The organism is Stenotrophomonas maltophilia group sp. Smal17 (assembly GCF_030237045.1).
Taxonomy (GTDB): Bacteria; Pseudomonadota; Gammaproteobacteria; order Xanthomonadales; family Xanthomonadaceae; genus Stenotrophomonas; species Stenotrophomonas forensis.
Window position 1 is genome coordinate 1 of record NZ_JASJSU010000084.1, and the last position, 17,654, is coordinate 17,654.

General features: G+C 66.3%; 19 protein-coding genes. 10 read left to right on the forward strand and 9 right to left on the reverse strand.

Annotation, left to right across the window (positions count from 1 at the left end; genetic code table 11):
- On the forward strand, positions 1 to 221 hold a 221-nt coding region (locus tag QRO93_RS17340), incomplete at its 5' end, for a hypothetical protein (protein ID WP_285304296.1).
- Between the two features lie 58 nt (positions 222 to 279).
- Here QRO93_RS17340 and QRO93_RS17345 read toward each other — a convergent pair.
- The gene (locus tag QRO93_RS17345; RefSeq protein WP_053451084.1) at positions 280 to 771 is read right to left on the reverse strand and encodes a hypothetical protein; all 492 of its coding nucleotides are present in this window, start codon (positions 769 to 771) and stop codon (positions 280 to 282) included.
- 159 nt (positions 772 to 930) lie between these two features.
- Between QRO93_RS17345 and QRO93_RS17350 the strand changes: the two genes are divergently transcribed.
- Entirely contained in the window at positions 931 to 1,893 is a 963-nt protein-coding gene (locus QRO93_RS17350; RefSeq protein ID WP_180881019.1) for a pyridoxal-phosphate dependent enzyme, read from the forward strand.
- The gene (locus QRO93_RS17355) at positions 1,890 to 2,522 is read left to right on the forward strand and encodes a YdcF family protein (RefSeq protein WP_006475275.1); all 633 of its coding nucleotides are present in this window, start codon (positions 1,890 to 1,892) and stop codon (positions 2,520 to 2,522) included. Before QRO93_RS17350 ends, QRO93_RS17355 begins: the two co-directional genes overlap by 4 nt.
- Positions 2,523 to 3,159: 637 nt before the next feature.
- Here the strand turns inward: QRO93_RS17355 and bioC are convergent.
- From bioC to bioB, 5 genes are all read right to left on the reverse strand, one after another.
- Entirely contained in the window at positions 3,160 to 4,044 is an 885-nt protein-coding gene (gene bioC / locus QRO93_RS17360; RefSeq protein WP_053451082.1) for a malonyl-ACP O-methyltransferase BioC, read from the reverse strand.
- Positions 4,045 to 4,056: 12 nt separating this feature from the next.
- Positions 4,057 to 4,836 (reverse strand): SDR family oxidoreductase, encoded by a 780-nt coding sequence (locus tag QRO93_RS17365; protein WP_180880995.1) that lies wholly within the window; start codon positions 4,834 to 4,836, stop codon positions 4,057 to 4,059.
- A 29-nt stretch (positions 4,837 to 4,865) separates the two neighbouring features.
- The gene (gene bioH, locus QRO93_RS17370; protein ID WP_180880993.1) at positions 4,866 to 5,645 is read right to left on the reverse strand and encodes a pimeloyl-ACP methyl ester esterase BioH; all 780 of its coding nucleotides are present in this window, start codon (positions 5,643 to 5,645) and stop codon (positions 4,866 to 4,868) included.
- Between the two features lie 18 nt (positions 5,646 to 5,663).
- Positions 5,664 to 6,887 (reverse strand): 8-amino-7-oxononanoate synthase, encoded by a 1,224-nt coding sequence (gene bioF / locus QRO93_RS17375; protein ID WP_180880991.1) that lies wholly within the window; start codon positions 6,885 to 6,887, stop codon positions 5,664 to 5,666.
- A gap of 67 nt (positions 6,888 to 6,954) precedes the next feature.
- Entirely contained in the window at positions 6,955 to 7,998 is a 1,044-nt protein-coding gene (gene bioB / locus QRO93_RS17380; RefSeq protein ID WP_180880989.1) for a biotin synthase BioB, read from the reverse strand.
- A 119-nt stretch (positions 7,999 to 8,117) separates the two neighbouring features.
- Here bioB and QRO93_RS17385 point away from each other — a divergent pair, with 119 nt between their 5' ends.
- From QRO93_RS17385 to QRO93_RS17415, 7 genes are all read left to right on the forward strand, one after another.
- Entirely contained in the window at positions 8,118 to 8,516 is a 399-nt protein-coding gene (locus QRO93_RS17385; RefSeq protein WP_258011049.1) for a hypothetical protein, read from the forward strand.
- A gap of 142 nt (positions 8,517 to 8,658) precedes the next feature.
- A complete protein-coding gene (locus QRO93_RS17390) occupies positions 8,659 to 10,029 on the forward strand; it encodes a chloride channel protein (RefSeq protein ID WP_053511793.1) in 1,371 nt (456 codons plus the stop codon).
- A gap of 23 nt (positions 10,030 to 10,052) precedes the next feature.
- Positions 10,053 to 10,553: a hypothetical protein gene (locus QRO93_RS17395; RefSeq protein WP_180880985.1), complete on the forward strand. Its 501-nt coding sequence runs from the start codon at positions 10,053 to 10,055 to the stop codon at positions 10,551 to 10,553.
- A 192-nt stretch (positions 10,554 to 10,745) separates the two neighbouring features.
- Entirely contained in the window at positions 10,746 to 11,915 is a 1,170-nt protein-coding gene (locus tag QRO93_RS17400; protein ID WP_053451074.1) for an L-dopachrome tautomerase-related protein, read from the forward strand.
- A gap of 96 nt (positions 11,916 to 12,011) precedes the next feature.
- Positions 12,012 to 12,701, forward strand: coding sequence for a ComF family protein (locus QRO93_RS17405; RefSeq protein ID WP_053451396.1), 690 nt, complete (start codon positions 12,012 to 12,014; stop codon positions 12,699 to 12,701).
- A gap of 58 nt (positions 12,702 to 12,759) precedes the next feature.
- Positions 12,760 to 13,311: an HdeD family acid-resistance protein gene (locus QRO93_RS17410; RefSeq protein ID WP_053451073.1), complete on the forward strand. Its 552-nt coding sequence runs from the start codon at positions 12,760 to 12,762 to the stop codon at positions 13,309 to 13,311.
- 50 nt (positions 13,312 to 13,361) lie between these two features.
- Positions 13,362 to 13,790, forward strand: coding sequence for a SecDF P1 head subdomain-containing protein (locus tag QRO93_RS17415; RefSeq protein WP_180881003.1), 429 nt, complete (start codon positions 13,362 to 13,364; stop codon positions 13,788 to 13,790).
- Between the two features lie 93 nt (positions 13,791 to 13,883).
- Here QRO93_RS17415 and QRO93_RS17420 read toward each other — a convergent pair whose 3' ends face one another.
- The 3 genes from QRO93_RS17420 to QRO93_RS17430 all read right to left on the reverse strand — a co-directional run.
- Complete coding sequence (locus tag QRO93_RS17420) at positions 13,884 to 14,999, reverse strand: hypothetical protein (protein ID WP_258011048.1); 1,116 nt, start codon at positions 14,997 to 14,999, stop codon at positions 13,884 to 13,886.
- Entirely contained in the window at positions 14,996 to 16,615 is a 1,620-nt protein-coding gene (locus QRO93_RS17425; RefSeq protein ID WP_219626346.1) for a hypothetical protein, read from the reverse strand. Before QRO93_RS17425 ends, QRO93_RS17420 begins: the two co-directional genes overlap by 4 nt.
- The coding region (locus QRO93_RS17430) for a DUF2345 domain-containing protein (RefSeq protein ID WP_285304297.1) at positions 16,608 to 17,654 on the reverse strand (1,047 nt) is incomplete at its 5' end. The genes QRO93_RS17430 and QRO93_RS17425, both read right to left, overlap by 8 nt.

Below are 17,654 nucleotides of genomic sequence, written 5' to 3' on the forward strand. Positions count from 1 at the left end.
GGCCCTGTTTTTTTGCGGCTGCCGGGAAAGCTCCATCCACGCATGGCGTGGATCTACGGATGCCTCCCCTCCACAAAACAGACGGCCCCGCATTGCGGGGCCGTCTGCCTTCAGAGGTGCCGACATCCGACAGGGCCGGAACAGGGGGGATCCAGATGTTCCTGTCGGATATCGACGTAGAGCTTTTTGCGGCGGCGCGTGTCGTTTTTGTCACATTGTGACGCGGGCCGTCACTGCCCGCGTAGAGTGCGGCTTGGACCGTGTGAAATGCAAGATGGTTCAGCGCTCAACTGTGCGCTGCGTCGCACGATCCATGTTGCGCCAAGGGGAGCCGTTCATCCTCGGCGCGCTCGGCGCCGGGGCTGGCCGGGCCTGCGGCGCGGGCGCCGACGGCTGCACGCTGGACTGCGGCGGGCGACGCATCGAGTCCATGTTCCGCCACGGCGAGCCACCGTTGTACGACGGACGCGACGGCGGCGGCGGGCGGTTCTCGCCACCGTTGCCAGGTGGACGCGGCGGCGGCCGATGGTTGTGCGGCGGCCGGTAGATCGGGCGCGAGTAGTACGGATTGCCATAGCCGCCGTAATAGCCGCCGTAGCCGCCGTAGTACGGGTAACCATAGTTGTAGGGATAGCCGGCCGGGTAGCGGTACTCCACCGACGGCGCACCGTGGTAGTAGCCGCCGCCCCGGCCACCGCCGACATAGTCGTAGGTGGCGCAGCCGGTCAGGGCCAGCATCAGGCCACCGGCAAGCATCAAGCGCATTTTCATGGTGGGTCCCCCCAGAGGACGGGTGTGCAGTCAGCTTCGTGCGCGGGCATTGAATCGGCCCTTAATTCCGCTGGCCAGGATGAATGGAGGTGAAGGGCTGCATGCTGGCATGACGTGTGCCCCGGTCGCCAGCGCGGGGGCATACGTTAATCTTGCGTCATGAGCGATTCACTGTTGCCCCGCGCCGACGATGTCCTGCTTGCTGCCGCGAGGATCGCCCCGCATGCCAGCGTGACCCCGGTGCTGCGCTCGCGCACGCTTGATGCGATGGCCGGGGCGCAGCTGGCGTTCAAGGCCGAACACCTGCAGCGCGGCGGCGCATTCAAGTTCCGTGGTGCCTGCAACGCGGTGTGGTCGCTCGATGCCGATCGCGCCCGTGCCGGCGTGGTCACCCATTCCTCCGGCAATCATGGCGCCGCGCTGGCCCTGGCCGCGCGCACCCGCGGCATTCCCTGCCACGTGGTGGTGCCCGAAGGTGCGGTGGCGGCCAAGCTGGCCAACATCGCCCGGCACGGTGCCACGCTCTGGCGCTGCCCGCCGACCATCGCCGACCGTGAGGCCACCTGCGCCAAGGTGCAGGCCGATACCGGCGCAACCCTGGTCCACCCCTATGCAGATCCGGCAGTGATGGCGGGGCAGGGCACTGCGGCCCTGGAACTGCTGCACAGCGATGGCCCGTTCGATGTGCTGGTGGTACCGGTGGGCGGCGGTGGCCTGGCCAGCGGTACCGCGCTGGCGCTGCAGCATGCCAGCCCGCAGACCCGGCTGGTGCTGGCCGAACCGGCCGGCGCCGATGACACCGCACGCTCGCTGGCCGCAGGCGAGCGCCAGGCGGCTTTCACCCCGGACACGATCTGCGATGGCCTGCGCACCCTGATCGGCGCGCCCAACTTCGAGCTGCTGCGCGCGGCGGGTGCGGAAGTGATCGTGGTCGATGACGCGGCCACGCTGGCGGCGATGCGCCTGCTGTGGGACGTGCTCAAGCAGGTGGTCGAACCGTCCTCGGCAACCGTGCTGGCCGCGGTGCTGGCGCAGCCGCAGCGGTTTGCCGGGCTGCGCGTGGGCCTGGTGTTGTCCGGCGGCAATGTCGACCTGCCAGCGCTGCGCTGGGGGACGCCTTGAGCCGTGACCGGCAGCGGCACCGCACCGGCCTGCTGGGCTGGTTGTGGCGGCTGTTCGTGGTGCTGGTGATCTGGCTGCTCGGTGTCACCGCCTGGATCGTCTGGGTGGGTGAGCGCGACCAGGCGGCCAAGGCCGATGCCATCATCGTGCTCGGTGCAGCGGCCTATGACGCCAAGCCTTCGCCGGTGTTCGAAGAACGCATCCGCCATGGCCTGGATCTCTATGAGGCCCAGTACGCGCCACTGCTGATCTTCACTGGTGGCTATGGCGGCACCGGCGCGCGCTTTTCCGAATCGCAGGTGGCGCGGCGTTATGCGCTCAAGCACGGGGTGCCGGACGACGCGATCCTGATCGAGACCGCCTCGCGCAACACCGTGCAGAACCTGGTCGAAGCCAAGCGGTTGATGGATCAGCGCAACCTGCACCGCGTGATCATCGTCAGTGACCCGCTGCACATGGCGCGCGCGCTGCGCCTGAGCAAGGCGCTGGGTATCGATGCACTGGCCTCGTCCACGCCCAGCACGCGCTTCCGCAGCTTCCATACCAGCTGGCGTTTCCTGGTGCAGGAGATCTATTTCTTCCACCGCGACCTGGTGCGCCCGCCGCTGAGTTCGCCGGCCAATACCTGAGGCGGAAGCCCGCTTCTGGTAGGTGCCGACCTTGGTCGGCACACGGCCGGCGGCACCGCGATCTGACGGGTTGTGCCAACCAAGGTTGGCACCTACCAGAGCGGTGCGCGTGCATGAATCGGCAGGTGCCGACCTTGGTCGGCACACGGCCGGCGGCACCGCGATCTGATGGGTTGTGCCAACCAAGGTTGGCACCTACCAGAGCAGCGCGCATGCATGAATCGGTAGGTGCCGACCTTGGTCGGCACACGGCCGGCGGCACCGCGATCTGATGGGTTGTGCCAACCAAGGTTGGCACCTACCAGAGCGGTGCGCGCACATGAATCGGTGGGCGCCAACCTTGGTTGGCGCAATGGCGGCGACACCGCGGTCTGACGGGTTGTGCCAACCAAGGTTGGCACCTACCAGAGCAGTGCGCATACATGAATCGGTAGGTGCCGACCTTGGTCGGCACACGGCTGGCGGCACCGCGATCTGACGGGTTGTGCCAACCAAGGTTGGCACCTACCAGAGCAGTGCGCATACATGAATCGGTAGGTGCCGACCTTGGTCGGCACACGGCCGGCGGCACCGCGATCTGATGGGTTATGCCAACCAAGGTTGGCACCTACCAAAAAGCAGATTCGCGGTCGCGTGATCAGGTCTGCTTGCGCCGGATCGGAATCGCCGACACCGGTACCGAAGCCACGTCATGCCCGCCTTCGCGGATCGGGGCACCCGGGTCCGGCGCCCAGGCGTGGGCATAGATCACTTCCCAGCTGCTCGGCAGCTTGCCGTCGGCGCGGCGCATCGGCTCGTATGCGGCGGCGGCCGCAGCGAAACGGCCACGCCCGGTCAGCGTGTGGCGGCGGTCCGTTCGCGCGTTGGTCGCGCCCATCGCGCGCAGTTCGCGCATCAGCGAGGGCAGATCGTCGTAGGTCAGGGTGAACAGGTCGCGGTCCAGCACCGGGTCGCGGAAGCCGGCCATCATCAGCGCATCGCCGAACTGGGCGATCTGCGCGAAGCGGCTGACGTGCGGGCGATCATCGGCGGCGGCAAAGGCTTCATTGAGTTCGACCAGCGTCTCCGGGCCGAAGGTCGAGCACAGCAGCAGGCCACCGGGCTTGAGCACGCGGCGGAACCCGGCGAACACCGCGGGCAGGTCGTCGACCCACTGCAGGCACAGGTTGCTGAAGATCACGTCCACGCTGTTGTCGGCCAGCGGCAGCGCGGCCGCATCGCCGCACAGGCGCTGGAACGGCTTCCACCAGCCGGCCTGGCGCTTGGCCTGGTCCAGCATCGGCAATGCCACGTCCAGCGCGATCACCTGCGCCTTCGGCCAGCGCTTCTTCATCAGCGCGCTGGCGTGGCCGGTACCGGCGCCGATGTCCAGCACCACCTCGGGCTTGCGTGCCTCCAGGTAGTCCAGCGACTCGATCAGCCGCGACTGCACCTCGCGCTGCAGGGCGGCGGCGGCGTCGTAGCTGTTGGCAGCGCGGGCGAACGCGCGGCGGACGTGGCGGGCATCGAAGTGGGACGGCATTGCGAAAGTCTCTTAGAACGTACCGGGGTAGGCGCCGCCGTCGATCAGCAGGTTCTGCCCGGTGAGGTAACCGGCCTGTGCGCTGCACAGGAAGACGCAGGCGGCGCCGAATTCATCCGGCGTGCCGAAGCGGCCGGCGGGAATCTGCTGGCGGCGGCGCTCGGCCACTTCGCCGGCGTCGCCATCCTTGCCCGCACTGTGGGCGAAGTTGGCGCGCAGGCGGTCGGTGTCGAACTGGCCGGGCAGCAGGTTGTTGATGGTGACGTTGTGGGCCACGGTGCGGCGCGACAGGCCGGCGACGAAGCCGGTCAGGCCACTGCGCGCGCCGTTGGACAGCGCCAGGATGTCGATCGGGGCCTTCACCGCCGAGGAGGTGATGTTGACGATGCGGCCGAAGCCGCGATCGATCATCGCGTCCACGGTGGCGCGGATCAGTGCGATCGGCGCCAGCATGTTGGCGTCCAGCGCGGCGATCCAGTCATCGCGCTCGAAGCTGCGGAAATCGCCCGGCGGCGGGCCACCGGCGTTGGTGACCAGGATGTCCACCTGCGGGCACGCGGCCAGTGCCGCAGCGCGACCGGCCTCGGTGGTGACATCGGCGGCGACCGCGCGGACATCCGCAGCGCCGGGCAGGGCACGCAGTTCCTCGGCCGCGTGCTGCAGCGCCGCCTCGCCACGGGCCACGATCACCACGTTGACGCCCTCGCGCACCAGCGCACGCGCGCAGCCCAGGCCCAACCCCTTGCTTGCGCCGCAGACCAGTGCCCAGCGGCCGTTGATACCCAGATCCATGCGTCAGTCCTGCGCGGTTCGGAAGGCGCTCATTGTCCGCCATCGGCCGGTGACAGGCCGGCAACGAAGTGTTGCAGGGCAGCGGCGACCTCGTCGGCATGGCCGAGGAACGGCGCATGGCCGCCATGGGCAACGGTCAACGCCTGACTCTGCGGGGCCAGCGCCGCAGCGGCCTGCATCGCGGCCGGCGACACCAGGCGGTCGCGCTGGCCGGCGATCCACAGGCTGGGTTTGCCCAGGGTCGGCAGTGCGCCGCGCAGGTCGGTGTTTTCCAGCAGGCGCAGGCCTTCCAGCAGCGCACGTTCGGTGGGCGCACCGCGCTCGACCAGGCGCTGGCGCAGCGTGCGCAGCTCCTCGCGGGCGTGCGCCGAGCCCATCACGTCCAGTGCCAGGAAGCGTTCCAGGGTGCCGCCGAAGTCGGTGGCCAGCTCACGCCCGAACTGCTCGAACACCGCCGGTTCCACCGCATGCGGCCAGTCCTCGCCACGCACGAAACGCGGCGTGGCCGCGATCATCGCCAGCCCGCGCACCTTCGGCAGCGTCGCTGCCGCATGCAGTGCGAACAGCCCGCCCAGCGACCAGCCGCACCACACCGCCGGCGGCGTGGCCGCGGCAATGGCGTTGACCACGAACGGCAGGCGCAGCTGCGTGGTGTCGTCGCGGCTATGGCCGTGGCCGGGCAGATCGACCCGATGCAGGGTGAACCGGTCCGCCAGGCGCTGCACCAGCGGTGCGAACACACCGCCCTGCAGCGCCCAACCGTGGATCAGTACAAGATCCGGCCCGCGGCCGGTCACTTCAATATGCATGGGAGAACGGCGGCAGGTTCAGGCAAAGGCGGGCAGCGGCGGCGGAGCGGCGTCACGCACGGCCAGGGTCACGTGGTCGCGCGCGCTGGCGATGGCGTCGACCAGGCCGCGCACCTGGTCCGGCGAGTGCAGTGCGGACAGGGTGACGCGCAGCCGCGCTTTGCCCTCCGGTACCGTCGGCGGTCGGATCGCGCCGACCAGCCAGCCGGCCTGTTCCAGCGCCCGCGACATCGCCACGGCCGAGTGGTCGTCGCCACACAGCAACGGTTGGATCGGGGTCTCCGAGGCCATCAGGTCCAGTCCGTGGCGACGCGCTTCGCTGCGGAACAGCGCGATCAGATCAGCCAGTTTGGAGCGGCGCCAGTGGTCGCGGCGTGCCAGGCGCACCGCTTCCAGTGCCGCCGCCGCCATCGCCGGTGGTACGGCGGTGGTGTAGATATAGGGGCGTGCGGTTTCGGCCAGATGCTCGATCAGGTCGTCGCGGCCCAGCACCAGGGCGCCGGAACCACCCAGCGCCTTGCCCAGCGTGACCAGCTGCAGCGGCACATCGTCCACGCCCAGTCCGGCCGCCGCGACCGCGCCACGGCCATCACCGACCACGCCTACGCCGTGCGCGTCATCGACGTAGAACAGCGCCTGCTGCAGTCGTGCCACCAGCGACAGTGCACGCAATGGGGCGATGTCGCCATCCATGCTGAAGACACCATCGGTGGCCAGCATCGCCGCGCCATCGGGCGCATGCTTGAGCTGACGCATCGCACCTTCCGCATCCAGATGCGGATAGCGGCGCAGGCGCGCGCCGGCAAGCCGGGTCGCATCCAGCAGGCTGGCATGGTTGAGCCTGTCCTGCACGCACACATCGTTCTCTTCGCTCAGCAGCGCCTGCTGCACCGCCAGGTTGGCGGCGAAGCCACTGCCGAACAGCAGTGCACGCGGGTAGCCGAGCCAGTCGGCCACCTCGCGCTCCAGCGCATCGTGCATTGCGTGGTGGCCGCACACCAGGTGCGAGGCACCGGCGCCAGCGCCCTCGCGCGCGGCGGCATCCTGCAGCGCGTTGACCACGCTGAACTGCTGGGCCAGGCCGAGGTAGTCGTTGCTGCAGAAGCCGGTCAGCCACTGGCCGTCCACTTCCAGGCGCACACCATCACGACGGCTGACCGTGCGTCGCGGGCGGCGACGCCCCTGGGCATCGCGCAGGGCGCGCTGGGCATGAAGGCGAGCGGTCAGGTCGGGGCGGGCCATGGCGGCTGAATGCGGCGACGGGGCGGCTAGGGTAGCGCGTTGCCGCGACGCCTGCCTGCATCCCGTCTCAGGCCGCGTGAGCGCAGCCGCAGCCGGGCGCATCGGCGCTGATATCGGCATGCACGGTGCCACCGTGGTCGTGGCCCTCGGCATCCACCTGCACCGCCATCGGCTGCAGCCCCAGCCGCGCGAACAGCGCCAGGTCGCGCTCGCTCTCCGGGTTGCCGGTGGTCAGCAGCTTGTCGCCGTAGAAGATCGAATTGGCACCGGCAATGAAGCACAGCGCCTGCAGTTCGTCGCTCATGGCCTCACGCCCGGCCGACAGCCGCACCATCGAGCGCGGCATGGCGATGCGCGCCACGGCGATCATGCGCACGAACTCGAACGGGTCCAGCTCGGCACTGCCGTGCAGCGGGGTACCCGCCACCTGCACCAGCTTGTTGATCGGCACTGAATCGGGATGGGCCGGCAGCGTGGCCAGCGCCAGCAGCAGGCCGACCCGCTGTGCGCGCGTCTCGCCCATGCCGACGATGCCACCGCAGCAGGTTTTGAGGCCGGCGTCGCGCACATGTTCCAGCGTATCCAGGCGGTCCTGGTACTGGCGCGTGTGGATGATCGAATCGTAGTAGTCCGGCGCGGTGTCGAGGTTGTGGTTGTAGTAGTCCAGGCCGGCATCCTTCAGCGCACGCGCCTGCTCGCCACTGAGCATGCCCAGCGTGGCGCAGGTCTCCAGGCCCAATGCCTTCACCCCGGCGATCATCGCCGCCACCTTCGGGATGTCGCGGTCCTTCGGCGAACGCCATGCGGCGCCCATGCAGAAGCGCGATGCACCGGCGGCCTTGGCCTGGCGCGCCTTGGCCAGCACCGCGTCGGTGTCCATCAGCTTCTGCGCGTTCACCCCGGTGGCGTAGCGCTGCGCCTGCGGGCAGTACGCGCAGTTCTCCGGGCACCCGCCGGTCTTCACCGACAGCAGCGTGGAAACCTGTACCTGCGATGGGTCGAAATGGTCGCTGTGGACCGCTGCGGCGCGGAACAGCAGCTCAGGGAACGGCAGATCGAACAGCGCCTGCAGTTCGTCGTGTTGCCAGTCGTGGCGGATGGCAGCAGCCATGGCGGGACCTTGGGTACGAGTGGAGCGAGGGCGGCAGTGTGGGTGGGCGCACCGGGACTGTCAACCGAAATGTATTCAATATAGTTTACAGTGGCCGGTACGCGCAGCTGGGACACGCGTTGAAACTGATCCGGAAGGAGGCGGTGCGCGCTGCGCCGGCGATACACTCAGGCGTGCACATTCAATCGGGCCGCGTTGCAATGGACTCTCTCGACAGCTGGTTGCCGATCACCCGCGAAGAGCTGGAAGCTCTGATCGCGCGGCAATTGCAGGACTGCTCACCGGGGCACCGAGCCATCTTCGAAACGCTGCGTGTGCCATTGCGTGCAATGCCACTGCACAGGCTGGGCACCATCGAGTCGGTGTGGGTGGTCGCACAACTGCCTGGCGGGTTGCTGTACTACGAGGATGTCGAGGAGGGGTTCGAGGTGGGTGCGCCCGGCGAGGACGGGGTACTGCCGGACCGGGGCTGTTCCCAGCTGGCGCTGACCCACGTTCTCCATCGTCTGGCGATCTGAACATCGGCGTTGCAGATCGTTGCATCTATCCGGGTTTCGGGTGCGTTTCCCCGCAGTACCAGTGCATTTCACCGCATCCTGCAAGGCCATCAGCCACAGTAGCCGCTGTCCGCCAGCGTTCGCAGCGTCCAGACTGCCCTGCATGATTGATCTTTACCGCCTTCGCGGCCGTATCACTGCGCTGGTCCTGAGCGAGGCCTGGCGCCGCCGCGCCGCGCTGTGGGGCGGTGCCGTGGCCGTAGCACTGGTGGCGATCCTGTTCGCCAAGGCCAGCGACGCCGCCTTCCACCTGTTCCAGCGCATCACCTCGCACTCGCCGTGGTGGGCCCTGCTGCTCACGCCGGGCATCTTCGCGTTGCTGGCCTGGCTGACCAGTGGTGTGCTGAAGCCCACGCGCGGCAGCGGCATTCCGCAGGTCATTGCTGCCCTGGACAAGCCGGACGCGTCGTTCCGGGAGGCCAACCTTTCGCCCGCCGTTTCGGCTGGAAAGCTGCTGCTGACATCGCTGTCGCTGCTGGGTGGCGCGTCAGTGGGGCGCGAAGGCCCCACCGTGCATGTGGGCGCCAGCCTGATGTACCTGTTCGGCCGATGGTTCGGCTTCAAGGACCCACGCGAGCTCTCGCACTTCCTGCTGGCCGGTGGTGCTGCCGGCATCGCGGCGGCGTTCAACACGCCGCTGGCCGGTATCGTTTTCGCCATCGAGGAGCTCAGCGGCCGTTTCGAGCATCGGTTCTCCGGCACGCTGCTGACCGCCGTGATTGTCGGCGGCGTGGTGTCGCTGGGCCTGCTGGGCAACTACACCTACTTCGGCCATGTAAGTGCGCGGTTGCCGCTGGGCCAGGGCTGGCTGGCGATCCTGCTGTGTGGCGTGGTGGCCGGGTTGCTGGGCGGAGTGTTCGCGCGTGCTGTGCTGGCCAGTGCGGCGGGGCGTCCACGTTGGCTGGGCCAGCTGCGGCAACGGCATCCGGTGCTGCTGGCCGCCGGATGCGGCCTGGTGGTGGTGCTGCTGGCGCTGGTGTTCGGTGAAGGTGCGTTCGGTACCGGTTATGAGCAGGCGCGCAGCCTGGTGCAGGGCCAGGCGCTGGTGGGCCACGAATTCGGGCTGATGAAGCTGCTGGCCAATCTGGCGTCCTATGTGGCGGGCATCCCCGGTGGCCTGTTCTCGCCGGCGCTGGCGGTCGGTGCCGGGCTGGGCCACAACCTGGCGGTACTGATGCCGGGCGTGGACCCGCGTGCGTTCGTGCTGCTGGGCATGTGCGCCTACCTGACCGGCGTGACCCAGGCACCGCTGACCTCGGCGGTGATCTCGCTGGAGCTGACCGACAGCGGCGATCTGCTGCTGCCGATCCTGGCCACGGTGTTGATCGCGCGTGGCGTGTCCGGGTTGGTGTGCCGGGTGCCGATCTATCGCGGGCTGGCGGAGTTGTTGATGGTGCCGAAGACGGTTGGAGATGTGGCTGTCGAGGCGCCCGCTGTGCGATCCTCCCACTCGCGTGAAAATGGAGATGAGTAGGAGCAATGCAGCCAGGAGTCGCAATGTTCCTCCCGCAGGAGGTGTTGGCGCCGTTACGGTGCTACTTCGTCACCGATGATGGTTCGCTCCCGGAAGTGGAGCTCACGTGCTGTGAAGCCGCCGGGACGGCTGATGCGTTCGCCTATCTGTTTGCCTGCGGTGCCCGCGTCGCGGCTTCTGGAAGCGTGCAGCTCTGGCTCGGTGCGGAAGATCGTGGTCAGCCGTTCATGGGGCCGGGCGACGCGCGGCGTGTTCTCCAGGACGAAGTAGAGCCTTTCCATATCAGTCTTGCAGACATCGCCTGCGACGGCGTTCTTCTGCCAGAACTGGGTGTGCTCGTCATGCGCCATGGGTTGACGCTTGACTACCGCATGGGACCGTCGTGGGGCGAGCGGGAGGTACAAGCCTTCCTGCTTCTTCTGCACCAGTTGCAGCAGCGGGGTGCTGTGATGACCGTTCCCTGGTGGGGTGAAGAAGGCCAGCACAGGTTCGAGACCGCGTTGGCAGCCATTGAGATATGTTGAGCGGGTTCGCCACAAGGCAGGCACGCAACTGATAGACGATATTCATTGCTTCGATCAACGCGATCAATCTTCCTTTCATCTTCACTCCTGCAGTGAAGATGATTCCCCGTTGCACCGTCTACCCGATGCCAGGTGCGCCGCTGAAGATGCACCCACGCCGGGGCTGCACCCGGACCTGCATCGAGAGCAACCATGATCAACTGCAGTATCCGCCGCCTGGCGGCTGCCGTGCTGGCCCTGGCCAGTTCCCCCGCGCTGGCGCTGGCAGGAACGCCTGTGCTGCCCAGCGATCGTAGCATCGGCATCATCGAGCCGGTGGCGCGTTTCGAGGGCGCCATGCCCACCAGCGTGGCGGTGTCCGAGACCGGGAGGATCTTTGTCAACTTCCCGCGCTGGGGCGATGAGGTGCCTTACAGCGTGGCCGAATGGCGCGACGGCCGCGCCGTGCCCTATCCGGATGCGCGCATCAACCGCAAGGACGGTCCCGATCCGGCGGCCCACTTCATCAGCGTGCAGAGTGTGGTGGCCGATGGCCAGGGTCGGTTGTGGGTGCTGGACACCGCCGCGCCCGGGTTCTCTGCACCTCAGGCCGGCGGCGCCAAGCTGGTGGCGATCGATCTGGCCACCAATACCGTGGCCAGAACGCTGGTGTTCCCGGCCAACGTCATCGACGCGCGCACCTACGTCAACGATGTGCGCTTCGATTTCCGTGTCGGTCGCGAGGGCGTGGCCTACGTGACCGACTCGTCGCTGAGCGGCATCGGCGGCATCATCGTGATCGACCTCGCTACCGGCGCCGCGTCCAAGCGTCTGATCGGCCATGTGTCCACATCGGCCGATCAGGCATTCGTACCGATCGTGGAAGGACAGCAGATGCGGCTGCGCAACGCGGATGGTTCCACGCAGCCGTTCACCGTGGCTGCCGATGGCATTGCGTTGTCGCCGGATGGCGCGACGCTGTTCTATACCCCGTTGTCCAGTCGCCATCTGTACAGCGTGCCCACCGCCTTGCTGCGCGACCCCAAGGTAAGTGAGGCGGCGCTGGCTGCGGCCGTGGTCGACCTCGGCGACAAGGGCGCGTCCGATGGTATGGAGATGGACGCCAACGGCCGGCTGTATGCGAGCGACTACGAGCACAACGCCATCCATGCCCGCGATGCGCAGGGGCGCTGGACGACTGTGGTGCACGACCCGCGCATCCTGTGGCCGGATACCTTGTCGATGGGGCCCGATGGCTATCTGTACTTCACCGCCAACCAGCTGCATCGGCAAGCCGGATTCAATGGCGGCGCGGATCGGCGGCAGACGCCGTACATGGTGTATCGCACTCGGGTGGATGCGAAGCCTGCGCCAACGCGGTGAAGTGATCGGGGCAGAATGTGGACGATGAAAATGCCTACGGGTCGTTGAGGGCGCCCCCGATGGCAACGCGCCGACGGCGGCGACATGCTGAAGTGCATGTCTGCCTTCTTCAACCCAGTCCGCCACGTGCAGGCTGCACTTCGTGTGCTGCTACCGCTCCGCTGCCTGGTCTGCGGTGACCCGGGCCACGATGGGCTGGACCTCTGCGCTGCATGCCTGGCCGAACTTCCGTGGTCCGGCCGCGCCTGCCTGCGCTGCGCATTGCCGCTGCCCGACAACGCGTTGATCGTCTGCGGAACCTGCCGCGAGGAGGTACCGCCACAGGCCGCCACGCATGCCAGCCTGCTGTACCTGCCGCCTGTGGATCAGCTGCTGGTGCGCTACAAATTTCATCAGGATCTCGCAGCCGGACGCCTGCTCGCGCAACTGATGCAGCGCGCGCCGCCGCCCTGGTGGTGTCCGCCACTGGTGCCGGTTCCGTTGCACAATCGCCGGTTGCGCCAGCGCGGCTACAACCAGGCGGGCGAGCTATGCCGGTTGCTGCCGATGCCGGTCTGGCAAGGGCTGTACCGGCGCCGCCACACCGCACCGCAGTCCGAACGCACGGCCGAACAACGCAGGGAAAATCTGTTCGATGCGTTTGCTATCCGTGGTCCGGTGCCCACGCGGCTGACCGTGGTCGATGACGTGATGACCACCGGCAGCACGGTGATGGAGGTCGCCGAGACGCTGCGCCTGGTCGGCGCTGCTGAGGTGCGCGTGTGGGTATGCGCGCGGGTGCCGTGATCGCCCCCTTCATCGCAAGGGTCTAGGATGCGTCAGGTTCCGGATCGAAGGAGTGGCCATGAATTCCCCCTTGTCTCCCTTGTTGTCGGCGGTCGGCCGTAGTTGGTGGATCCTGCTGTTGTATGGGCTGGTCGCGCTGGGCTTCGGCATTGTTGCCATCGGCTGGCCGCTGTCGGCGGCGATGGCACTGGCGTGGACGCTGGGTGTAGTCGCCATCGTTGAGGGCGTCATCAGCCTGTTCGCACTGATCAGCGGTGGCAGTGGTGCTTCCCGCGGCTGGCTGGCGCTGTATGCCATCGCTTCGCTGGGCTTCGGCATCCTGGCGGTGATCAACCCGCTGGCCACCGCCAGCGTGCTGGTGCTGTTCCTGGCGGCGTGGCTGCTGGTGGCCGGCATCTATCGCATCGTGTTCGCGATCCGCGTGCGCAAGCAGATTCAGGGCGAGTGGCTGCTGATTCTTAGTGGCGTGCTGGCAGTGGTGCTGGGCCTGCTGTTTGCGGCCAACCCCTATGCGGGCGTGGCGGTGACCACGCTGTGGATCGGCATCGGCAGCCTGCTGTACGGGCTGCTGCAGGTGCTGGTGGCATTCAAGCTGCGGAAGCTGAAGTGAGGGCGCTGCTTGCGCTGGTGTTGGGGGCGGCGACGGCCCTGGCCGGTTGCATGCCCGGCGCCACGCCCGCCATGCGGGTGGGAGCGGACCGCCCGCCACTGCCCGGCGTGGATGTGCGCCTGAGCGCGGTCGATGCGGCCGGCAAGGGCGTGCCGGTACAGTGGCAGGACGAGATGCTGACGCTGCGCGAGCCTCCAATTGCCCGCAGTGCGGACATCGCTGACGTGCGCGCCGTGCAGGATGAGTACGGCCAGACGGCGCTGCAGATCCGCTATCGGCCCGACGCGCACCAGCGCATCCACGATGGCACAGCGGCGATGGTCGGCCAGCGCATGGCGATCAGCCTGGATGGCCGGGTGCTGATGGTGGCGACGGTGCAGGGGCCGTTTGCTGAATCGATGAACCTGAGTGGATTGACCAGTAGTGATGCCGAGGCACTGGAGAAACACATCACCGGGTCTGTGCCGGTGAAGCGGTAGGAGTGGGCAGTGCGTTCATGCGCCGTGCGTGTGGGAGAGCGTGCTGCCTTGGGGAAGGGCCGCTCTTGATGCAACCCTCATCCAGCGATGGGCTCAGCGTACTGGCGACGGCGTCTGGTCTGCGGCCCAGATCCAGAAGGTGTCACCCCAGTCGCTGTTGATGGCGGGGAACACATCGCCTTGCTTGAAGAAGCGCCGACCACCTTGCGCGGGCGTGTACCACCAGCCGGCCACAGGCACCCGCTTGCCGGCGGCGACTCGGTCCGGTCGGAGATCCGGCTGATCGGTGCCGGTGTAGCTGCCGTCGATTTCCTCGAATTCATCGGCGATGGGTTCGACAAAATACCAGTCGCAATCCTTCAGATCGAAGGCCGAACCGGCGATCACTGACGGAGCCACCTTCACCAGATCGGCCTGAATGTCTGACCATCCATAGGGATCCAGATGCCGGTTTGCATCGAGGAAGCGATACAGGCCTTCTGCATCGCCCCACAGTCGCTCTCGACCGAACTGCCGCAGTACGGCTCGTCCAACATCATTGGGGGCCATGGCTGGGCAAAGGTGTCCGTACCCACCAGTCCATGCAAACTGAAGTGAAGCTATGGGGTCATCTTTGGCAACGTAGATACCAGTGCGCGGAGGAACCTGATTGGTTCGCACGACAAAATCTGTGCGGACACGGAATTTTGGGATTCGATGTGAGTCGATCACGCCCTTGTTCCAGAGCAGCCAGAATGAGAAGTCATTCTTGACGGGGGGGCGTGCGACTATGCCGGAGAGCTCCCGTGCATATCTGAAGACGCTTTCGGTGGTGTCACGGAACAGCTTTTCCTGCTCCGGCGTCGCCCAGGCCATCTGGTAGGCGTACTCCTCCAGCATGCGAGCACATTGGTGTTCACCTGCTCCTCGATACCGCTCGATTGAGCGCAGTGCTATGTCTTCAACCACACATTCCCGGAACTCCATCAGTGCAGGATAGGCATACGTCGAAAAATGCGATGCCGTATCTTGTGATTCCCAACCCGCCAAGGCTCTGCCAGCTGTATCCAGATGCGAGCGCTCATCAAGTATCTGGTCGGTCATGGCTAGCAGGCTGTCGATCTGCGGCAGCAGGCCCTTCAGGTACTCCATCGAGGTGAAATGATGGATGAGGGCGGCTTGGCGTTTGTGCCACGGATTCAGTTCCGGATATTGAATTTTCATGTTCATTGATTCATTTTCTGGCCGGAGATGTTCGGCAGGCCAAGCTTTACGTCATTCATTTGAGTACCAAAGTCGGTCGTCCCCCAGCCGGTGTCCATTGGGCCGAGAATGCGAGGGTTGTTGATCTTGGTTCGCAGGCTGACGTATTTCACCTGCTCATGCGGAGGCAGGAGCTTCCACTTGTCATAGGTCATGCTGCTCCTGGTCATGGCACCGGTTGCTTCATTGACGGCGTAGTACTCAGAACTATCGGCCAACGTCCTCTTTCCCGGCGTGCCGGCAGCGTCGTATTCAAACGCGGCATCGAACTTGATCTGCTCGTAGCCGCCTTCAAGGTGGTGATCCGGCAGAACGTCTTTCTTCTGGGCAGATGCCGGGCCGCGCCACACCTTCAGTTCTTCTCCTGCCTTGAGCTCATAGACGACGAACTGTCCATTGGGGTTCCAGTCTGGCCAGACGGCCAGGTGCTTTCGCCAGGTGGCCCTCGGGTCGGCTGACTTCATGATCGTATTGAAGACTTCTTCGGTAACCCAGTCCGCACCGGCACTGAAGTTCGCTGGTGAGACCACGCGATACAGCTTTGCAGGTCCCTTGATCGTATCGGCGCACATGCCTTTGGCAAAACTCTTGATCTGGTCATCGGTCAATTTCGGGAAGCCCTTGTCCGCCATCTTGTCGACACGTGCACGATAGTCGGACGGATCGAGCGGCATATTCTTGGTTGGCTCTCCTTTACCAAGCCACGAAGGCGGCGGATCAACCCGCCGCATCAACGTCACGGCATGTGCCTCGGGCAGCGTTCCGGTGAAATGGAAATTGCCGGCGTTGACGATGCCGCGTCGCTGCACCATGTCTTCGAATTCAAGGCGCTTGATGATCGTGTCAAGGATGCGCTGTACGGGGGCCAGTACTTTTCCGATGTAGTTGTCTGCGATCTTCCGGATGCCAACGACGAGGTCGATGGTCTCCTGGGCACGGCGCCCCACCATCGGGATGTCGGCCACCTTGCCCAGCAGGCTACGCATCAGCAGCACGGCGCGATCGAAGGCTTTCAACAGCTGTGCCTGGGTCACCCGTGCACGCACGATGCGGGTCTGCTTGGCCAGCTCATGGAACACGCGGTCCCAGCGCAGTGCTTTCCAGTATTGGGCGACCTCACGTCGGCGCAGGAGCGTGATGACCCAGCTCATGGCCTCATCCACAGCGCGCACAAGATGGTTCAAGCCGAAGCGGCGGATGAAGAGGAAGAAGATCTTCAATACACCCTTCAGCAGCGAGCCCAGCGTGGGGATCAGGCCGATCAGGGTCAGGACCAGCGCGATCCAGGCCCAGGAATTGCTCTTGTCGTCGTTGATCTGCTTGCAGTTGGCAATGATGTCTCGGACGTCGCAGACTTGGTCCACGCCGGGGATCATTGAAATGGCGGTGTCGAATACGACCTGCCCGGTGCTGCGCTCCTGGTTGAAGTCCCCCTGGATCGACTCCCACAGCCATGCGAAGACGTTCTTGCCGCCGTCGACAGCACTCCTGTACTGCTCGCTGATGAAGGCGAGCGCTTCGCGAAGCTGCTGCAGGGTGACGGGGGCTGCCTGATTGGGGAGATCGGTGCGCGAATCACCCACGGCCCGCACCCTGTTGAGGGTTGGCGATCAGCTCGAGGTCGGGCCAGTTGTCTTCCGTATCAGCGCTGCGGGGTTCATAGACGACCTTCTCTACCTCCTGCTTCGGGATGGGCTCATGGTGGGCCTTGCCGGCAACATCCAGCTTTCCCTTGATGACCGGGCCGTTCCTGAAGTGGATTTCGTAAGGAGTGCCTGCCATGGCCTGTTGTGTTTCCACATCGCGGTAGTCCAACGCGATCCAGTCGGGAATGCGCTGAAGCCCTCCAGGAAGCGGAGGGATGAACGGGACAGCGTGCTCCCCGCCCATGAACGGATGCTCGCCCGCCTTGACCTTGAACTCGCCCGGGCAGCTGAAGGTGATGTTCCCGCCCTCCAGCGTGATCGCACTGCTGCCGGCCTGCAGCACCACCTTGGTCTGCGCCAGCACGTCGATGCGCTCGTCGGTGGCGGTGATGGTCAATGCCTGGTCGCTCAGCAGCTCCAGCTCGCCATCGTTGGCCTGCAGGCTGACCGGCCCCTGCGCGGCGATCACCCGCAGCGGGCCGCTCTGCGCGAACAGCGACACGTGCTCGCCGGACACGGTGGCGAGGGTCTCGCCGGCGCTGACGTGCAGGTCCTGCTGCACGGTCATCTGCAGGTTCTGCCCGGCATAGGCCACGGCGCTGGCCGCGGTGGTCCAGGCCACGTGGTGCGGCGCTTCGGCCACCAGCAGCGGCGTGCCCAGCCGTTCCACCGGCTGCTCGCCAGGGCTGCGGCCGTCGCTGCCGGGCTTCATCGCGCTCTGCCCGTTCACGTCGCCGGTATAGCGGCCCTGTGCCTTCGGGTCGATCTGCTCGCGCAGCTGCTGGGTGCGCTGGTACTCGGCCAGGCCCGGCACCTGCTGCTCGGCCAGGGTCTGTTGCATCTGTTCCAGGCTGCGTTCGGCGCCTTTGAGCTGCGCCACCACGCTGGCGTTGTCCATCACCGTGGATGCGGCGCGCTCCTGCAGGCTGGCCGACAGCAGCAGGCCTTCGCTGGCATGCACGTTGCCCCAGCCCTG